The sequence below is a fragment of the Luteimonas campi genome, from assembly GCF_051162505.1.
Classification (GTDB): Bacteria; Pseudomonadota; Gammaproteobacteria; order Xanthomonadales; family Xanthomonadaceae; genus Luteimonas.
Window position 1 is genome coordinate 30,858 of record NZ_JBNWEM010000001.1, and the last position, 17,823, is coordinate 48,680.

Below are 17,823 nucleotides of genomic sequence, written 5' to 3' on the forward strand. Positions count from 1 at the left end.
GCAGCATCGCATATCGGGTGCGACGCCGCGCAGGCCTCAGAGGTCGAACTTGATGCCCTGGGCCAGCGGCAGCGCGTCGGAGTAGTTGATGGTGTTGGTCTGGCGGCGCATGTAGGCCTTCCACGCGTCCGAACCGGACTCGCGGCCGCCGCCGGTTTCCTTCTCGCCGCCGAAGGCGCCGCCGATCTCCGCGCCCGAGGTGCCGATGTTGACGTTGGCGATGCCGCAGTCCGAACCGGCCGCCGACAGGAAGGCCTCGGCCGCCTGCAGGTTGGTGGTGAAGATGGCCGACGACAGGCCCTGCGGCACCGCGTTCTGCAGTTCGATGGCCTCGTCCAGGCTGCTGTACTTCATCACGTACAGGATCGGGGCGAAGGTCTCGGTCTGCACCACTTCGGCGTCGTTGGACAGGCCGGTGACCAGGGTCGGCAGGACGAAGAAGCCCTTGCGGTCGGTCAGCGCGGCGCCGCCGCTCTCGACCGTGCCGCCGGCCGCCTTGGCGCGCTCGATGGCGTCCAGGTAGGCGTCGACCGCGCCCTGGCTGTTGAGCGGGCCCATCAGGTTGGCCGGGTCGGTGGGATCGCCGATCTTCTTCTCCACCTGCGCATAGGCGGCCTTGAGCTTGGCCAGCACCTCGTCGTAGATCGACTCGTGCACGAACAGTCGGCGGGTGGTGGTGCAGCGCTGGCCGGCGGTACCGACCGCGCCGAACACGATGGCCGGGATCGCCAGCTTCAGGTCGGCGGACGGGTCGACGATGATCGCGTTGTTGCCGCCCAGCTCCAGCAGCGAGCGGCCCATGCGCCGCGCCACGCGCTCGCCGACGATGCGGCCCACGCGGGTCGAGCCGGTGAAGCTGACCAGGGCCACGCGCTTGTCGTCGACCATGCGCTCGGCCAGCGAATTGTCGGTGTCGTTGAACAGGAAGAAGATGTCCGGGAAGCCGCCCTTGCGCAGCGCCTCGTTGCAGATCTTCATCGAGGCGATGGCCGACAGCGGGGTCTTGCCCGAGGGCTTCCAGATCGAGATGTCGCCGCAGACCGCGGCCACGAACGAGTTCCAGGCCCAGACCGCGACCGGGAAGTTGAAGGCCGAGATGATCCCGACGATGCCCAGCGGGTGCCACTGCTCGTACATGCGGTGGCCGGGGCGCTCCGAATGCATGGTCAGGCCGTAGAGCTGGCGCGACAGGCCCACGGCGAACTCGCCGATGTCGATCATCTCCTGCACTTCGCCGTCGCCCTCGGGCTTGGACTTGCCCATCTCCAGCGCGACCAGCGAACCCAGCGCGTCCTTGTGCGTGCGCAGCGCCTCGGCGCACAGCCGGATCGCCTCGCCGCGGCGCGGGGCCGGGGTGGTGCGCCAGACCTTGAACGCGGCCTGGGCGCGCTCGACGATCAGCTCGTAGTCGGCCTGCGACGAGGCCTGCACGCGGCCGAGCACCTCGCCGGTGGTCGGGTTGACCGGTTCCAGCACGCCGGCGTCGCTGGTCTTGGACCATTCGCCGTTGCCGAGCCAGGTGCCGGATTCGCTCGCGCCGAGGCCGAGTGCGGAAAGGACGGGGTGGGTCATGCTGCAGGACTCCTGTGCGCCGCGGGGCCGCGGGGCGGCAGGTGGGCGCGAATGCGAAAAGAATGGCGCCCCCGGCGCGATTCGAACGCACGACCTTCCCCTTAGGAGGGGGACGCTCTATCCAGCTGAGCTACGGGGGCAGCAGGTGGGCCGATTTTCGCATGTCGCGCGCGCACATGCCAAAACGGCGAAGGCCCGCGACGCTGCGCGGGCCTCCGGCGGAGCAGGGAGCGTGGTGGCGGTTTACGGGGTGACGACCAGCTTGCCGCGCATCAGGGCCGAGTGGCCCGGGAACGAGCAGAAGAAGGTGTAGTCGCCGCCGGCCTTGAGCTTGCTGCCGGGCAGCGAAGCGCTGGCGGTCTCGCCGCCACCGATCATCTTGGTGGCCACCAGCACGCGCGCGTCGCCGGCCGGCACGTAGCCCGCGGCAGCGCCCGCCTTGACCGCATCCTTGGCCACGTCGGCCGCGTTGGCGGTTTCGGTCAGGACGATGTTGTGGCCCATCGCCGCGACCGGGAGCTTGCCGGTGTGCTGCAGCTCGAAGCTGATGCTCTTGCAGGCGGCCGAGACCGTCGCGGTCTTGAGGTCGAACTGCATGTTGTCGCCGCCCTTGATCTTGACGGTGCAGTTGGGCGCGGCCTGGGCCACGCCGGCGGCGCCGAGGAGGGCGAGTGCGAACAGGGTCTTGCGGACGTTCATTGCGGTCTTCTCCGTGGGGATCGTCTGTTTGTCGACTTGGCGCCATCATCGCCGACGCGCGCCTTGCCTGCCTTGATCTGGATCATCCGGACGCCACCGTACGGGCCCTTGCCCGCCGCCATGGCGTTCACAACGGCGCGGGTGCGCATCCCAGCGCCGCCAGTACACCGTGCAGCGCCGGGATGTGCATCAGCCAGGGCGCGGCGATGGTCAGCGCGCCCATCGCCAGCACCAGGCCCGCGGCTCCGCGGCGCAGGCCCGGGCGCTGCAGCCAGCGTCCCATGCGCTGCCCCGACCAGGTCAGCGGCAGCATCACCGGCAGCGTACCCAGGCCGAAGGCGAGCATGGTGAGCGCACTGTTGCGCGGATGCGCCTGCAGCCAGGCTACGGTGAGCAGGCTGAAGCTCAGCCCGCACGGCAGCCAGCCCCAGAGCGCGCCGATGCCGAGGCGGCGCGCCGCCGTGTCGGCCGGCAGCAGGCGCGCCTGCAGCGGACGCAGCCAGCCCCAGGCGCGGGTGCCGGGCCGCGACAGAAAGCCGGGCAGGGCGCGCAGCCCAAGCAGCCGCAGCGCCACCACCACCAGCGCCGCGCCCACCAGGCCACGCAGGACGATCCCGATCCAGGGTTCGCGCAGCACCCCCAGCAGACCATGGCCGAAGGCGCCGACGATCGCGCCGGCCAGCACATAGCCGCCGACGCGGCCGAGGTTGAGCTGCAGTGCCGCCGGCCAGCCGCCGCCGGGCGCGGTGGAGGACAGTCCAGTCGCGATGCCGCCGCACATGGCGGCGCAGTGCAGGCCGCCGAGGAGCCCGCTGGTCAGCGCGGCCAGCAGCACCAGCCAGTCAATCGGCATGCGGCGGGTCCGGTTGGCGGGGGGGCTCGGAGCGCTTGGGCGGCGCCGGGCCGTCGTCGCGCAGGATGTCGAGCGCGGGGGTATCCAGGTCGTCGAACTGGCCCCGTCGCACGGCCCAGACAAAGGCCCAGATCGCCAGGCCCAGCAGCACCAGGCTGATCGGCACGAGCAGCAGCAGGATCCTCATCGACATGGCTCCGGGCGGGCGGCGGGGCGGCGTACGGACGCTGCCGGCACTGTGACATGGCGCCGCCCCCGCGCCGCGGCAAGCGGAGGCGGGCTCACGCCAGCCTCGCCAGGCGCAGCGCGTTCAGGGTGACCACCAGCGAGGAGCCGGCCATGCCCAGCGCGGCGATCCAAGGCGTGACCAGGCCGCTGGCCGCCAGCGGGATCGCCAGCAGGTTGTAGCCCAGCGCCCAGCCCAGGTTCTGGCGGATGATGCGGCGGGTGGCGCGCGCGATGCGCACTGCCGCGGGGATGCGCAGCAGGGTGGGGCCGGTCATCACCAGGTCGGCCGCGCGCTGCGCGAGCGCGGCGCCCTTGTCCATCGCCAGCGACACGTCGGCCCCGGCCAGGACCGGCGCGTCGTTGAGCCCGTCGCCCACCATCGCCACGATCCGCCCCTGCTGCTGCAGCCCGCGCACCAGGGCCAGCTTGTCCTCGGGCCGCTGCCGGGCGTGCGCGGCGTCGATGCCCAGCGGCTGCGCCAGCGCCTGTACCCGCGGGGCGGCGTCGCCGCTGGACAGGTGCACGTGCAGGCCCAGTGCACGCAGGCCGTCGAGCGCCTCGGCCGCGTCGCCGCGCACCTGCTCGCGCAGTTCGAAACGCGCCGCGGCACGAAGGCCATCGCCGAGCCAGATCGCGCCGTCGTCTTCGCCGCGGGCCGCGAAGCCGGCCTGGCCGAGTTTCCAGTGCTGTCCGTCCACCCGGCCTTCCACGCCCAGTCCCGGGACCGCCCGCACGTCCGCCGCCTGCAGGCCTTCGCCGGCGCCGGCGAAGGCGGCCGCCAGCGGATGCCCGGCGTCGCGCTCCAGCGCTGCGGCGATGGCCAGCGCCGCGGGCGGGTCGAGGCCGTCGAAAGCCCGGGCCGTGGCCAGCATCGGCCGGTCGTCGCTGAGGGTGCCGGTCTTGTCGAACACGACATCGGTGGCCGTGGCCAGGGTCTCCATCGCATCGCTGCGGGTGGCCAGCACGCCGGCGCGGGCCAGGCTGCCGTGCGCCGCGGCCAGCGCGGTCGGCACCGCCAGCGACAGCGCGCAGGGGCAGCTGATCACCAGCAGGGCGAGGGTGACCTCGAAGGCGCGGGAGGGGTCGTACAGGCGCCAGGCGATGTAGACCAGCACCGCCACGAACAGCAGCGAAGACACGAAGCGACTGCCGATGTCGTCGGCCAGCCGCGCCAGCCGCGGCCGGTGCGACTGCGCTTCTTCCACCAGCCGGGTCAGCTGCGACAGACGCGTCTGCGGTCCGGTACAGGTGACGCGGATCCGGGCCGGGGCCTCGCGCCCCACGGTGCCGGCATAGACGATCGTGCCCGGCGCCTTGCGCACCGCGCCGGACTCGCCGGTCAGCAGCGATTCCTCGAACCAGGCCTCCGCGTCCAGCAGCACGCCGTCGGCCGGCACCGCGTCGCCCACCGCGATGCAGGCGATATCGTCCTCGCGCAGATCGCCCAGCGGCACCGACTCGCGGCTGCCGTCGGGCTTCTCGCGGGTGGCGAACGCCGGGCGCGCCCGCGCCAGCGCATCGACCTGGGCGGTGGCGACGTTGCGCGCGCGCTGCTCGAGCATGCGTGCGGCCAGCAGCAGGAACACGAACATCACCGCCGCGTCGTACCAGACGTGCTGGCCGCCGCGGATGGTCTCGAACAGGCTGGCGAAGTAGGCCAGCAGGGTGGAGGTTGCGATCAGCGTGTCCATGCCGACATGGCGCGCGCGCAGCTCGCGCCACATGCCGGCCAGGAACGGCCATCCCGAATAGAACACCACCGGCGTGGACAGCAGGAAGGTCAGCCAGCGGAAGAAGTCGCGCGTGGCCGGCGGCATGGTGCTGTCGAAGTCGAGGTACAGCGCCTCGGCCATCATCATCGCCTGCAGCATGCCGATGCCGGCGATCCCTAAGCGCAGCAGCCAGCGGTTGCGCTCGGCGGTGCGGGCGCGTTCGCGCGCGTCTCCCCCGGCCAGCCAGGGGCGATAGCCCAGCGCGACCAGGCGGTCGAGTACGCGCGAGAGCGGCGTGCGCTGCGGATCCCAGTCGATGCGGATGCGGCCGGTCACCGCGTTGGCGGTCACCTCGGCTACGCCGTCTTCGCGCTGCAGCGCGTTCTGGATCAGCCAGGCGCAGGCGGCGCAACGCATGCCGTCGGTGAGCAGGGTGATGCGGCGGCCGCCGGGCACCGCGTGGGCGTGCTCGCGCAGCAGGTCCTCGCGGTCCCAGGCCGACAGGTCGACCGCGTCGGTGCCGACGCGGCCTGCGGCGGCGGTGCGCAGGCGGTAGTAGTCGCCCAGGTCGGCGTCGCGGATCCAGCGCGCGGCCGTGGCGCAGCCGTCGCAGCAGTAGGCGTGGCCGGCGTCGTCGGCCGCGCGCTGGCGCGGATCGTCCGGCAGCGTTTCACCGCAATGGTGGCAGGCAGTCCCCGCCACGGAACCGCGCTATTGCGCCAGCGACGGGGCCAGGCGCGTCGCCAGCTGCTGCCGGGGCAGGCGCCCGTGCAGGCGCCACGCGCCGTCGCCAGGCGCCAGTTCCACGATCCAGTCGTGGTCGTGGTCGAGTTCGCGCTGCAGGCGCCAGCCGGTCTCGGTCGGGGGCAGGTCGAACGAGAGATCCTCGCTGCCGCGGCTGGGGTGCTGCAGCACCAGGCGCAGCGGCGCGGCGCGGTCGAACTCGCCGGTGGCCGGGATGACTTCCAGCACGCCCTCGTCGGCGCGCAGCACGGCGCTCAGTCCGAGGTTGCGCGCCCGCGCGTCGGGGCCGAGGTCCGTGGTCTGGATCTGCGACACGCGGCGCACGTCCTCGGTCACCACGTCGGTGCCGCCGCTGCGCGAAGCCACGATCACCAGGGTGACCCCTGCGATCACCGAGGCCAGCGGCAGGGCGATCACCAGCCACATGATCGGGGTCTTCCAGAACGGTTGTTTGGGCTTGTCCATCACATGGGTCCGAAGAAGCTGCTGTCCACGACTTCGCGGCTGGCGCCATCATCGCTTTCCACGATGAAGCGCACGTCGTAGCGGCCGCCTGCGCCGTCGCGTGCGATGAGCACCACCGGCACCGACACTACGGCCTCGGCGCGGGCGTTCACGGCGGCGGCATTGTCGCGCAGTTCGATGCCGGGGCTGGACGATTCGATGCGGATGCGGAAGCTGCGGTCGCGATCGGTCTTGTTGACCAGCTTGAGGGTGTAGTCGTTCTCGACAGCGCCGCCCGCGGTCTCGCGGTAGAGCGCATTGCGGTCGCGCAGCGCCTCCACGATCAGGTCGCTGCGGGTGCCCACGCCCACCGCCCAGGCGGCGATCAGGCCGAGCAGCAGCAGGCCGTAGGCAAAGATGCGCGGACGCAACACCCGGGAGGCCTTGCCGTCGATCGCGTTCTGCGTCGAATAGCGGATCAACCCCTTCGGGTAGCCCATCTTGTCCATCACCTCGTCGCAGGCGTCGATGCAGGCGCCGCAGGCGATGCACTCGTACTGCAGGCCGTTGCGGATGTCGATGCCGGTCGGACAGACCTGCACGCAGATGGTGCAGTCGATGCAGTCGCCCAGCTCCTCGAACTTGAACTTGGGCAGCGGCTGGACCTCGCCGAGATCGCCGTCCCAGGTGATCGTGCCGGTGGCGTGCGCGGCCTGGGTGGCGGCGGACGGATGCCGGCCGGCGCGGAACACGTAGTCGTAGGCGGTCTTCGGGTCGAGCAGGCCGCGCACGCGCTCGAACACGCTGGGCAGCCCGCGCTTGCGCGGGCCGCGCGGCTCGCCGCGCATCGGGTCGTAGGCGATGATCAGGGTGTTGCGGTCGAACATCGCGCTCTGGAAGCGCGCGTAGGGGCACATGTACTTGCACACCTGTTCGCGCAGGAAGCCGGCGTTGCCCCAGGTGGCGAAGCCGTAGAACAGCACCCAGAACGTCTCCCAGCCGCCCCAGGACAGGGTGGCCAGGCGCGCGCCGAGGTCGGTGATGGGAGTGAAGAAGCCGACGAAAGTGAAGCCCGTCCACAGCGCGAACACCGCCCACAGCGCGTGCTTGGCGCCCTTGCGCAGGATCTTCTCGCGGGTCCACGGGCCGGCGTCGAGCTTCATCCGCTTCGGCCGGTCGCCCTCGGTCCAGCGCTCCATCCACAGGAACACTTCGGTCCACACCGTCTGCGGGCAGGCGTAGCCGCAGAACAGGCGCCCGGCCAGGGCGGTGAAGAAGAACAGGGCCAGTGCCGCGATGATCAGCAGCAGCGCCAGGAACAGGAAGTCCTGCGGCCAGAAGGTCAGCCCGAACACGTGGAACTTGCGCGCCGGCAGGTCGAACAGCACCGCCTGGCGGCCGTCCCAGCGCAGCCACGGGAAGACGTAGAACATGCCCAGCAGCCAGACCACCGCCGCCACCCGCAGGCGATTGAGCGGGCCGGACACGTCGCGCGGATAGACCTTGCGTTCCTTGACGTACAGCGAGCCGCCGTCGTCGACCACGTCGATGGGAATGTTGCGGCTCATCGCGCGTTCCCGGACCGGGCAGGCCAAGTGCTGGAAGGCGGTTTGCGGGTGCGGAAGGTCATGTTGCGAAAGGCTCCACCGGTTCGCGCCGCGGCACAGCTGCGGCGGCGCCGGCGCACCCGCCAGTATGGGGATCGGCGCGCGGGGCTAAAGCGACAGAATGTCCCAGGCGCGCGATGCGCGTGTCCGGGACGGGACTCAGTCGGGCGGCAGGGCCCGGTTGAAGCGGCTCGCCGGCCGCAGCAGGATCCAGGTGAACAGGCTGGACGCCGACGTCGCCAGCCAGAACATGAAGAACCCGATCGAATAGCCCAGCTCCCGGGTCAGCGGCAGGTCCGGGAAGGTCATGTCGCGCAGTTCGATCGGGTCGATGAAGGCGAAGAACACCATGGTGCACACGCCCGCTGCGAAGAAACTCGGCCAGGCGATCGCACCGACCCGCTGCGCCATGGGGCGCGGCGGGTGATCGAACCGCGGCTGAGTGAAATCGGTCATTGCTGTCCTGACGCGGCGTCCGTCCCCCGGGCGTTCGACAGCGACCATACATAAGCCGCCACCAGCCGTCCACGGGTCTCGCCCAGCAGCTCGCGGTGCGCGGGCATGATCCCGTGGCGGCCCTCGATGATCGTGGTGCGGATGCTGTCCAGCGTGTTGGGGTAGAGCGTGTTGCGCACGGTCAGGTTCGGCGCGCCCAGGTCCTGGTTGCCGGTGCCGTCCGGGCCGTGGCAGGCGACGCACAGGCTGTCGTAGTACTTCTTGCCGCGCGCGGCCATGTAGTCGTTGCGCAGGGTGGCCTCGATGTCGTCGGATCGCAGCGCCCGCACGTAGGTCGCGGCCTGGGTCACGGCGACGTCGCCGCCGATGCCCTCGAGCACGTTGCCCAGCGGCGGCATGATGCCCTGGCGACCGTCCAGCACCGAGGCCAGGATCTGCTCGGGTTCGCCGCCCCAGTTCCAGGTGGCGTCGGTCAGGTCGGGATAGCCGGCCGCGCCCTGGGCGGACGAGCCATGGCAGGCCGCGCAGGTGTTGGCGAAGATCGAGCGGCCCAGTTCCATCGCCGCCGGATCGGCGGCCAGCGCTGCGAAGGGCTGGTTGGCGTAGACGCCGAAGGTCTCCTCGAGCAGGCGGCCGTGCCGCGCCTTGTCGGCGTCGTGCTCGCGCGCCGAGGTCCAGCCCGAGGTGCCGGCGAAATTGCCCAGGCCCGGGTACCAGACCAGGTAGCCGATGCCGAACACGATCGTCAGGTAGAAGCCGTTGATCCACCACTTCGGCAGCGGCTTGTTGTACTCGGTGATGTTGCCGTCCCAGACATGGCTGGTCTCTTCCGGCTTCGGGTCGCCGGGCCGGCGGCGCGCCGTCCACCACAGCAGCCAGGCGCAGCCGCCGATGTTGAGCGCCACCAGTGCGATGACGTACCACGACCACGCATTGCTCATCGGGAAGACTCCTGGTCCTCATTCAGCGGCAGCTGGGCCGCCTCGTCGAATTCGTGCTTGCGCTTCGGGCTCCAGGCCCAGATCCAGCCGCCGATGAAACACACCAGCAGCACGGCGGTGACGATGCCTGAGATCACTGGGCACCTCCCTGGGCTTCGCCCGAGCGCGGCGCGTGGCGCCCCAGGCCCTGCAGGTAGGCCACCACCGCGTCCAGTTCGGTCTTGCCGGCCAGGGCGTCGGGCGCCTGCGCGATGTCCTCGTCGCTGTAGGGATCGCCGATGCGCTGCAGGGCGCGCATGCGGCGCACGGTCTGCTCGCCGTCGACCTTGCTCGACGCCAGCCATGGGTAGGCCGGCATGTTCGATTCGGGCACCACGTCGCGCGGGTTGATCAGGTGCACGCGATGCCAGTCGTCGGAGTAGCGGCCGCCCACGCGCGCCAGGTCCGGCCCGGTGCGCTTGGAGCCCCACTGGAACGGGCGGTCGTAGACCGACTCGCCGGCCAGCGAGTAGTGGCCGTAGCGCTCGGTCTCGAAGCGCAAGGTGCGCACCATCTGCGAATGGCAGTTGTAGCAGCCCTCGCGCACGTAGACGTCTCGACCGGCCAGTTCCAGCGCCGGGTAGGGCTCGACCCCGGGCAGCGGCTCGATCGCCTCGGCCTGGTACATCAGCGGCACGATCTCGGCCAGGCCCCCGAAGGAGACCACCACCGCGATCAGCACCGCCAGCAGACCGACGTTCTTCTCGACTTTCTCGTGCGCGTGCGGCTTGTTGTTCTCGCTCATGCCTGGCCTCCGGCGCGGGCCTGGCCCACGGCGGCAATGGAATGGGAAGGATCGGGCGCCAGCACCGGCTGGTCGGCGGCGACGGCCTGGCCCTGGCGGTAGGTCTTCCAGACGTTGAAGGCCATCAGGAACATGCCGGCCAGCACCACCACGCCGCCCAGCAGGCGCACCAGGAAGTAGGGGTAGGTGGCGTTGAGCGCCTCGACGAAGCTGTAGGTCAGCGTGCCGTCGTCGTTGGTGGCGCGCCACATCAGGCCCTGCATCACGCCGGCGATCCACATCGAGGCGATGTACAGCACCACGCCGATGGTGTGCAGCCAGAAGTGCAGGTCGATCCACTTGGTGGAGTACATCTCGCGCAGGCCGAGCAGGCGCGGCAGCAGCGCGTAGATCGAGCCGATCGAGATCATCGCCACCCAGCCCAGGGCGCCGGCGTGCACGTGGCCGACGGTCCAGTCGGTGTAGTGCGAGAGCGAGTTGACCGTCTTGATCGACATCATCGGCCCCTCGAAGGTCGCGATCATGTAGAACGACAGCGCGACGATGAGGAACTTGAGGATCGGGTCGGTGCGCAGCTTATGCCACACGCCCGACAGGGTCATGATGCCGTTGATGGCGCCGCCCCAGCTGGGCGCCAGCAGGATCAGCGAGAACACCATGCCGAGGTTCTGCGCCCAGTCGGGCAGGGCGGTGTACTGCAGGTGGTGCGGGCCGGCCCACATGTAGACCGCGATCAGCGCCCAGAAGTGCACGATCGACAGGCGGTAGGAGTAGATCGGGCGCTCGGCCTGCTTGGGCACGTAGTAGTACATCATGCCCAGGAAGCCGGCGGTCAGCAGGAAGCCCACCGCGTTGTGGCCGTACCACCACTGCACCATCGCGTCGACCGCGCCGGTGTAGATGCTGTAGGACTTGCCCAGGCCCACCGGGATCGAGATGTTGTTGACGATGTGCAGCAGGGCGATGGCGATGATGTACGCGCCGTAGAACCAGTTGGCGACGTAGATGTGCTTGACCCGGCGCTTGGCGATGGTGCCGAAGAACAGCACCGCGTAGGCCACCCAGACCACGGTGATCAGCAGGTCGATCGGCCATTCGAGTTCGGCGTACTCCTTGCCCTGGGTCAGGCCCAGCGGCAGGGTGATGGCTGCGGCCACGATCACCGCCTGCCAGCCCCAGAACACGAAGGCGGCCAGCCGGTCGGAGATCAGCCGCACATGGCAGGTACGCTGCACCACGTGCAGGCTGGTGGCGAACAGCGCGCTGCCGCCGAAGGCGAAGATCACCGCGTTGGTGTGCAGCGGCCGCAGGCGGCCGTAGCTGAGCCAGGAGATCCCCTGGGTGAGATCGGGCCAGTAGAGCTGGGCGGCGATCAGCACGCCCACGGCCATGCCGACGATGCCCCAGACCACGGTCATGACCGCGAACTGGCGGACCACCTTGTCGTTGTAAGTTGCTGTAGCGGCCTGTTGCATGGCGCGTCCTGAGGTTGAACGGATGAAGGATAGGGTGGACTGGGCGGCGGGGCCTTGATTGCGATCAAGGCGTCCGTGCGATGCGCCATGGCCCGTGCTCCGGGCGCGACGGGGCGCGCGACAGGGCAGGAAAGGTCGGGGACGGAGTCGGGGATCATTATCCCCCAGCCGCGACCGGGTGTCCGCCCGCCGCACGCCGCGCGCCGGTGGACAAATTGCCCACCTTCACGCAGCCGGCTTGATCCGGGTCAAGGCGCCCGCGCCGAAACTGCGGAAACTGCCTTCCCATGCAGACCATCTCCCCCATCGATCCGGCAAGGACCTGGCGTTTCGACGCGGAACTGCTGCGCCGCTACGACCGTCCCGGGCCGCGCTACACCTCCTATCCGACCGCGCCGCACTTCGCCGAAGGCTTCGGCGAGGACGACTTCCGGGACCTGGCGCGACGCAGCAACCAGGATCCGATCCCGCGTCAACTCTCGCTGTACGTGCACATCCCGTACTGCCAGAGCCCGTGCTTCTACTGCGGCTGCAACCGGATCATCACCCGCGACGTGGCGCGCGGCCGGATCTACCTCGATCGCCTGCAGCGCGAGATCGCGACGGTCGCGCCGCTGTTCGACCGCGACCGCGAGGTGGTGCAGCTGCACCTGGGCGGCGGCACGCCGAACTTCCTGACGCCCGAACTGCTGGGCGAGCTGGTCGGCAGCCTGGGCCGCCATTTCAGCTTCAGCCATGCCGCGGACCGTGATTTCTCCATCGAGCTCGATCCGCGCTTCGTCACCCCCGACGACATCGAACTGCTGTCCGCGATCGGCTTCAACCGCACCAGCCTGGGCGTGCAGGATTTCGACCCCGAGGTGCAGAAGGCGATCAATCGCGTGCAGGGCATCGACGAGACCCTGGCGATCATCGACGCCTGCCGGCGCTTCGGCATGCGCTCGGTCAACGTCGATCTCATCTATGGCCTGCCCAAGCAGACCCTGGAGGGCTTCGGCCGCACCCTCGACACCGTGATCGACGCGCGCCCCGACCGGCTGGCGATCTACGGCTATGCCCACATGCCGCGCCTGTTCAAGGCCCAGCGCCAGATCGAGGACGCCGATCTGCCCAGCCCCGAGGGCAAGCTGGCCCTGCTGGAACTGGCCGTGCAACGGCTGGGGGACGCCGGCTACGAATACATCGGCATGGACCATTTCGCCCTGCCCGGCGACGAACTGGCCCGCGCCCAGCGCGAGGGCGGGCTGCACCGCAACTTCATGGGCTATACCACCCATGCGCAGACCGACCTGGTGGGCTTCGGGGTCAGCGCGATCAGCCACGTCGGCGACAGCTTCACCCAGAACCACCGCGACCTGCCGAGCTGGGAGGCTGCGGTGGACCAGGGCAGGCTGCCGATCTGGCGCGGGCTGATGCTGGGCAACGACGACGTGCTGCGCGCCGACCTGATCCAGCAGCTGATGTGCCAGGGCGAGATCGACGTGCGCAAGGTCGAGAAGACCTACGGCATCTCGTTCGGCGCGTATTTCAGCGATGCGCTGGCCGCGCTGAAGCCGCTGCAGGACGACGGCCTGGTGCAGTGCCCCCCGGGCTGGATCCGGGCCACGCCCCGCGGCCGCGCCCTGTTGCGTATCATTGCCATGTGTTTCGACCGGTACCTCGGTGCGCAGCCGGAAGGAGTGCGCTACTCGAAGGCCATCTGAGAGCCATTGGGCAACGACGGGGCGGCAGCGTGCAGGAACAACCGATGAAGGTGCTGGGCGGCACGCCGATCGCCGACGATGGCGACGATTTCACCTTCTGCAGCACCTGTGCCTTCTCCCAGGCCTGCCTGTCGGAGGGTTACGACAAGAGCGTGCTGCGCGACCTGCACGTGCTGGTCGAGCACGTCGGCCCGTTCCGCGAGGGCGACCACATCTTCCGCGAAGGCGATCCCTTCAACGCCATCGCCGCGGTGCGCGCCGGCACGGTCAAGACCTACGTCAACGACGCCAGCGGGCGCGAGCAGGTGCTGGGCTTCTTCCTGCCTGGCGAGGTGATCGGTCTCAACGCCATCCACGCCTCGCGCTATCCCTGCAATGCGGTGGCGCTCGATACGGTGATGCTGTGCCGGTTCTCGTTCCCGATGATGGCCACCCTGGCCGGACGCATGCCGGGCCTGCAGCGGCACCTGTTCAACCTGCTCAGCCAGGACATCGGCAAGGCATCGGTGCTGGCCGGCAACTTCACCGCCGACGAGCGCCTGGCGGCCTTCATCGTGATGCTCTCGCGGCGCTTCGCCGAGCGCGGTTTCTCGCCGTACCGCATGCGCCTGACCATGGCCCGCACCGATATCGCCAACTACCTGCGCCTGGCGCCGGAAACGGTGAGCCGCGTGCTGCGCCGGCTGCAGGACGAGGGCGTGCTCAAGGTGGACCGGCGCGACATGGAGATCCTCCAGCCCGAGGTGCTGGACGAACTGGCGCACCACGTGCTGCGCGACTGAGGCGGCGCAGCGGCCGGCATCGTCGGCCGGGCCGGGTCCCCGTCCTGGAGGCGTCGCTGGACTTGCATCCGTAACGGGCCACCTCGTCTGGATGCTGGAGCAGTGCGCCGGCGCCGCCTGGCCGGTTCGCGACCCGCGGACCCCGCCGGCGCAGGGTCGCGGCACTCACCAGCCGAGGTGGAACATCGCCTTGGCCAGCACCACGATGCCGACCATGTGCCAGAACAGGCTCAGGTGCAGGCGTCGCGACAGGCTGCCGCGCAGGCGGCCACGGCGCAGCTGCAGCATCGCGTAGGCGAAGTGTCCGGCCACGCCCAGGGCCAGCGCGATCTTCACCGTCAACATCATCGCGAATCCGCTCGAGAACGGCTGCGCCAGCGCGTCCCGGTAGCGCCAGGCCATGCCTGCGCCACTGCCGTACAGCACCAGCAGCACCCAGGGCATGATCCGGCGCGCCACCCGCCCGATTCCCCCCTCCACCAGGTGCATCGCGTTCTTCGGCACGTACCGGCGCACCCGTTCCAGGATCAGCACCTCGAAGAACACGGTGCCGACGAACAGCAGCGCGGCGAGCAGGTGCAGCACCAGCAGGGCAGGGTACGGCGGCATGCGTGCAGGTTGCGCCCGACCGGGCCCGGTCGCGCTGACATGGATCAACCGCAGGCCCTGCGCGTCCTCTGCCGGGATGGATGGCGGGCAGGTCGCGCGGACGTTCATCGCCGCCAACCGAAGGTGCGTGCGGCGTCCTGCTTCGCCTGCCGGCGCATCGTGAATCGCATCGAGGTCGCCTGACCCATCTTCCGCCGGCGGAAGACGGGCGCCCGGCTTCAGCATTGCCGCTGCGACCGGGCCATCGACATGGCGTCCTGGCCCGGTCCGACATGGGCGCTGTTCCCGCCGGCATGCGTGCGTGTCGACGCGCGGCCGTCGCGCCGCAGGCCCGCTCAGGGCGCGGCCGGGCTGCATGAGCAATCCGCGTGACCATTGGCATTCGCGCGCGCTTGACGCAGGTCAAGGTGCGCCCGGGGCCATAGCAAGACGATGCCGCGGACCCCGCAAGAGGCTTTCGCACCATGGATTCGACACGCAAACTCTGGACAGGACTGGCGATCCTGTTGATCAGTTCATTCGCCGTACTGCTATGGGTGGGCAGCGAAGTCCACCGCCAGGCGCCCCCGATGCCGGAGCAGGTGGTCTCCACCGACGGCAGCGTGGTCTACACCCGCGCCGACATCGAGAAGGGCCGCCAGGTCTGGCAGTCGATCGGCGGCCAGCAGCTGGGCTCGATCTGGGGCCACGGCGCCTACGTCGCGCCCGACTGGGGCGCGGACTGGATGCATCGCGAGGCCGAGGCCATCCTCGACATCTGGGCCGCGCGCGAACACGGCGCGGACAGCCACAAGTCGCTCGACGCGGCCACGCAGGCCGCGTACGGCGCGCGCCTGCAGGCGCTGCTGCGCCCCAACACCTGGGACGAGGCCAGCCAGACGATCACCCTCGACGCCGACCGCGTCGCGGCGATCCGGCAGGTGGCCACGCACTACACCAGCCTGTTCGGCAACGAGCCGGAAACCGCGGCGCTACGCGAAGCCTACGCCATGCGCAACGACACGGTGGGCGAGGCGGCGCATCGCGAGGCCATGACCGCGTTCTTCTGGTGGGTGTCCTGGTCGCAGGTGACCGAGCGCCCCGGCCAGGAGATCAGCTACACTGCCAACTGGCCGGCGGACGAGCTGGTCGGCAACACGCCACCGCCGAGCGCGTTCCTGTGGACGGTGTTCAGCGTGCTGTTCCTGATCGCCGGCGTCGGCCTGCTCGGCTGGCACTACGCGGTGAGCCATGGCGACGAGATGGCGCCGGTGCTGCCCAAGTCCGACCCGCTGGCCGGCATCAAGGTCACGCCGTCGATGCGCGCCACCGCCAAGTACTTCTGGGTGGTGATGGCGCTGTTCCTGGTGCAGATCCTGCTGGGCGCGACCACCGCGCACTACCAGGTCGAAGGCCAGGAAGCCTACGGCTTCGCGCTGTCGGAAATCCTGCCGTACTCGCTCACGCGCACCTGGCACACGCAGCTGGCGGTGCTGTGGATCGCGACCGCGTGGCTGGGCATGGGCCTGTACATCGGCCCGGCGATCTCCGGGCATGAACCGCGCTTCCAGCGGCTGGGCGTCAACTTCCTGTGGATCTGCCTGATCGTGATCGTGGTCGGTTCGTTCGCCGGGCAGTGGTTCGCGGTGATGCAGAAGCTCGGGCTGGCGAAGAACTTCTGGTTCGGCCACCAGGGCTGGGAATACGTCGACATCGGCCGCTTCTGGCAGTGGTTCCTGTTCGTGGGCCTGATGCTGTGGCTGACCCTGGTGGGCCGCGCGCTGTGGCCGGCGATCCGGCACGGCGGCGAATCGCGGTCGATCGTCAGCCTGCTGTTCCTGTCGGTGGTGGCGATCGGCATCTTCTACGCCGCCGGCCTGATGTGGGGCGAGCACACCCACCTGTCGATGGTCGAGTACTGGCGCTGGTGGGTGGTGCACCTGTGGGTGGAGGGCTTCTTCGAGGTGTTCGCGGTGGCGGTGATCGCCTTCCTGTTCACCCGCCTGGGCCTGCTGCAGGTGAAGTCGGCGACGATCGCGGTGCTGTTCGCCACCATCGTGTTCATGGCTGGCGGCGTGCTCGGCACGCTGCACCACCTGTACTTCACCGGCACGCCCACGGCGGTGATCGCGATCGGCGCGAGCTTCTCGGCGCTGGAAGTGGTGCCGCTGGCCTATGTGGGCTTCGAGGCCTACCACAGCTACAAGCTGGGCAAGGCCACGCCGTGGATGGAGAAGTACCGCTGGCCGATCATGTTCTTCATCGCGGTCGCGTTCTGGAACCTCGTCGGCGCCGGCCTGTTCGGCTTCCTGATCAACCCGCCGCTGCCGCTGTACTACATGCAGGGCCTCAACCTGACTCCGCTGCACGGGCACACGGCGCTGTTCGGCGTGTACGGCATGCTCGGCGTCGGCCTGATGCTGTTCTGCCTGCGCGGCCTGAAGCCGGACGTGGCCTGGGACGACCGGGCGCTGAAGGTCTCGTTCTGGTCGTTCAACATCGGCCTGGCGCTGATGGCCCTGCTGACCCTGCTGCCGATCGGCGTGATGCAGCTGGTCGCCGCGCTCGAGCACGGGTACTGGTACGCGCGCTCGGCGGAGTTCATGCAGCAGCCGCTGATCGACATGCTGGTGTGGATGCGGGTGCCGGGCGACACGATCTTCAGCGTCGGCGCGCTGGCGCTGGCCTGGTTCATGCTGCGGCTGTGGATCGCGCCACGTCGCGAGGCGTTGCCGGTCGCAGCCAAGGTGGTGGAGGCGCGCGGCTGACGCCGGCCGTCACCGCGTGACGCGCAGGCCCGGTGTTCCTCGGCGGAGCACCGGGCCCTGCGCGTTGCAGGACCCTGATGGGACAAGGGCGCGCCGGACCGCGCGCGATGGAACGATCGGATGGAGCAGGCATGGAAACAGGAAAGCGCATCGGGATCGCGCTCAACCCGCAGATCGAGATCGACGGCGCGCTCGTGGCAGCCGCGCTGGACATGGAACCTGGCGAGTTCCGCCGGCTGATGGCGGAGCGCCGGATCTCGGTACTGTGCGAACGCGGCACGGGCGAGGACGAAGGGCTGTACCGCGCGAGCTTCTATTACGGCGACCGCCGCGCGCGGCTGGTGGTCGACGCCAGCGGCACGCCGATCACTGGCCCGTAGCGGCTGCCGCCGCGGCTGCCGCCGGCCGGCGCAGCGGGCCCGCAGGCGCTGGCGGCTGGCATGCCAGTGACGTCCGATGCCGATCCG

General features: G+C 69.9%; 17 protein-coding genes and 1 tRNA gene. 4 read left to right on the plus strand and 14 right to left on the minus strand.

Annotation, left to right across the window (positions count from 1 at the left end):
• Positions 1-36 precede the first annotated feature (36 nt).
• The 13 genes from amaB to ccoN form a co-directional block, all read right to left on the minus strand.
• Entirely contained in the window at positions 37-1,572 is a 1,536-nt protein-coding gene (amaB, locus tag ACQYVW_RS00125; protein WP_434945637.1) for an L-piperidine-6-carboxylate dehydrogenase, read from the minus strand.
• A 63-nt stretch (positions 1,573-1,635) separates the two neighbouring features.
• A tRNA-Arg gene (locus ACQYVW_RS00130) sits at positions 1,636-1,712 on the minus strand.
• A 103-nt stretch (positions 1,713-1,815) separates the two neighbouring features.
• Entirely contained in the window at positions 1,816-2,271 is a 456-nt protein-coding gene (gene azu, locus ACQYVW_RS00135) for an azurin (RefSeq protein ID WP_280941796.1), read from the minus strand.
• Between the two features lie 127 nt (positions 2,272-2,398).
• On the minus strand, positions 2,399-3,124 hold the full coding sequence (locus ACQYVW_RS00140; protein ID WP_434945638.1) for a sulfite exporter TauE/SafE family protein: 726 nt from the start codon (positions 3,122-3,124) through the stop codon (positions 2,399-2,401).
• Positions 3,114-3,311, minus strand: coding sequence for a cbb3-type cytochrome oxidase assembly protein CcoS (gene ccoS, locus ACQYVW_RS00145; protein ID WP_434945639.1), 198 nt, complete (start codon positions 3,309-3,311; stop codon positions 3,114-3,116). Before ccoS ends, ACQYVW_RS00140 begins: the two co-directional genes overlap by 11 nt.
• Before the next feature lie 94 nt (positions 3,312-3,405).
• Positions 3,406-5,766, minus strand: coding sequence for a heavy metal translocating P-type ATPase (locus tag ACQYVW_RS00150; RefSeq protein WP_434945640.1), 2,361 nt, complete (start codon positions 5,764-5,766; stop codon positions 3,406-3,408).
• A gap of 9 nt (positions 5,767-5,775) precedes the next feature.
• On the minus strand, positions 5,776-6,273 hold the full coding sequence (locus ACQYVW_RS00155) for a FixH family protein (protein ID WP_434935134.1): 498 nt from the start codon (positions 6,271-6,273) through the stop codon (positions 5,776-5,778).
• Positions 6,273-7,820, minus strand: a complete 1,548-nt coding sequence (locus ACQYVW_RS00160; RefSeq protein ID WP_434945641.1) for a 4Fe-4S dicluster domain-containing protein — start codon at positions 7,818-7,820, stop codon at positions 6,273-6,275. Before ACQYVW_RS00160 ends, ACQYVW_RS00155 begins: the two co-directional genes overlap by 1 nt.
• A gap of 198 nt (positions 7,821-8,018) precedes the next feature.
• A complete protein-coding gene (locus tag ACQYVW_RS00165; protein ID WP_434935131.1) occupies positions 8,019-8,315 on the minus strand; it encodes a hypothetical protein in 297 nt (98 codons plus the stop codon).
• The gene (gene ccoP, locus ACQYVW_RS00170) at positions 8,312-9,256 is read right to left on the minus strand and encodes a cytochrome-c oxidase, cbb3-type subunit III (protein ID WP_434935130.1); all 945 of its coding nucleotides are present in this window, start codon (positions 9,254-9,256) and stop codon (positions 8,312-8,314) included. The genes ACQYVW_RS00165 and ccoP overlap by 4 nt, the downstream gene beginning before the upstream one ends.
• Positions 9,253-9,393, minus strand: a complete 141-nt coding sequence (locus tag ACQYVW_RS00175) for a cbb3-type cytochrome oxidase subunit 3 (RefSeq protein WP_434945642.1) — start codon at positions 9,391-9,393, stop codon at positions 9,253-9,255. The genes ccoP and ACQYVW_RS00175 overlap by 4 nt, the downstream gene beginning before the upstream one ends.
• Positions 9,390-10,040 carry a cytochrome-c oxidase, cbb3-type subunit II gene (ccoO, locus tag ACQYVW_RS00180; RefSeq protein WP_434945643.1) on the minus strand — a complete coding sequence of 217 codons (651 nt, stop codon included), beginning with the start codon at positions 10,038-10,040 and terminating at the stop codon, positions 9,390-9,392. The genes ACQYVW_RS00175 and ccoO overlap by 4 nt, the downstream gene beginning before the upstream one ends.
• Positions 10,037-11,515, minus strand: coding sequence for a cytochrome-c oxidase, cbb3-type subunit I (gene ccoN / locus ACQYVW_RS00185; RefSeq protein ID WP_434945644.1), 1,479 nt, complete (start codon positions 11,513-11,515; stop codon positions 10,037-10,039). Before ccoN ends, ccoO begins: the two co-directional genes overlap by 4 nt.
• A gap of 287 nt (positions 11,516-11,802) precedes the next feature.
• Here ccoN and hemN point away from each other — a divergent pair, with 287 nt between their 5' ends.
• Positions 11,803-13,218 (plus strand): oxygen-independent coproporphyrinogen III oxidase, encoded by a 1,416-nt coding sequence (gene hemN, locus ACQYVW_RS00190; protein WP_434945645.1) that lies wholly within the window; start codon positions 11,803-11,805, stop codon positions 13,216-13,218.
• A gap of 44 nt (positions 13,219-13,262) precedes the next feature.
• Positions 13,263-14,000, plus strand: coding sequence for a helix-turn-helix domain-containing protein (locus tag ACQYVW_RS00195; RefSeq protein ID WP_434935123.1), 738 nt, complete (start codon positions 13,263-13,265; stop codon positions 13,998-14,000).
• A gap of 165 nt (positions 14,001-14,165) precedes the next feature.
• On the opposite strand, the gene ACQYVW_RS00200 is transcribed toward ACQYVW_RS00195, so the two are convergent.
• Complete coding sequence (locus tag ACQYVW_RS00200) at positions 14,166-14,609, minus strand: CopD family copper resistance protein (protein ID WP_434935122.1); 444 nt, start codon at positions 14,607-14,609, stop codon at positions 14,166-14,168.
• Positions 14,610-15,073: 464 nt separating this feature from the next.
• On the opposite strand from ACQYVW_RS00200, the gene ACQYVW_RS00205 reads away from it, so the two are divergent.
• Both ACQYVW_RS00205 and ACQYVW_RS00210 read left to right on the plus strand, forming a co-directional pair.
• The gene (locus tag ACQYVW_RS00205) at positions 15,074-17,356 is read left to right on the plus strand and encodes a nitric-oxide reductase large subunit (RefSeq protein ID WP_434945646.1); all 2,283 of its coding nucleotides are present in this window, start codon (positions 15,074-15,076) and stop codon (positions 17,354-17,356) included.
• A 131-nt stretch (positions 17,357-17,487) separates the two neighbouring features.
• Entirely contained in the window at positions 17,488-17,736 is a 249-nt protein-coding gene (locus ACQYVW_RS00210) for a DUF6522 family protein (protein WP_434935118.1), read from the plus strand.
• The last annotated feature ends 87 nt before the right edge of the window (positions 17,737-17,823 follow it).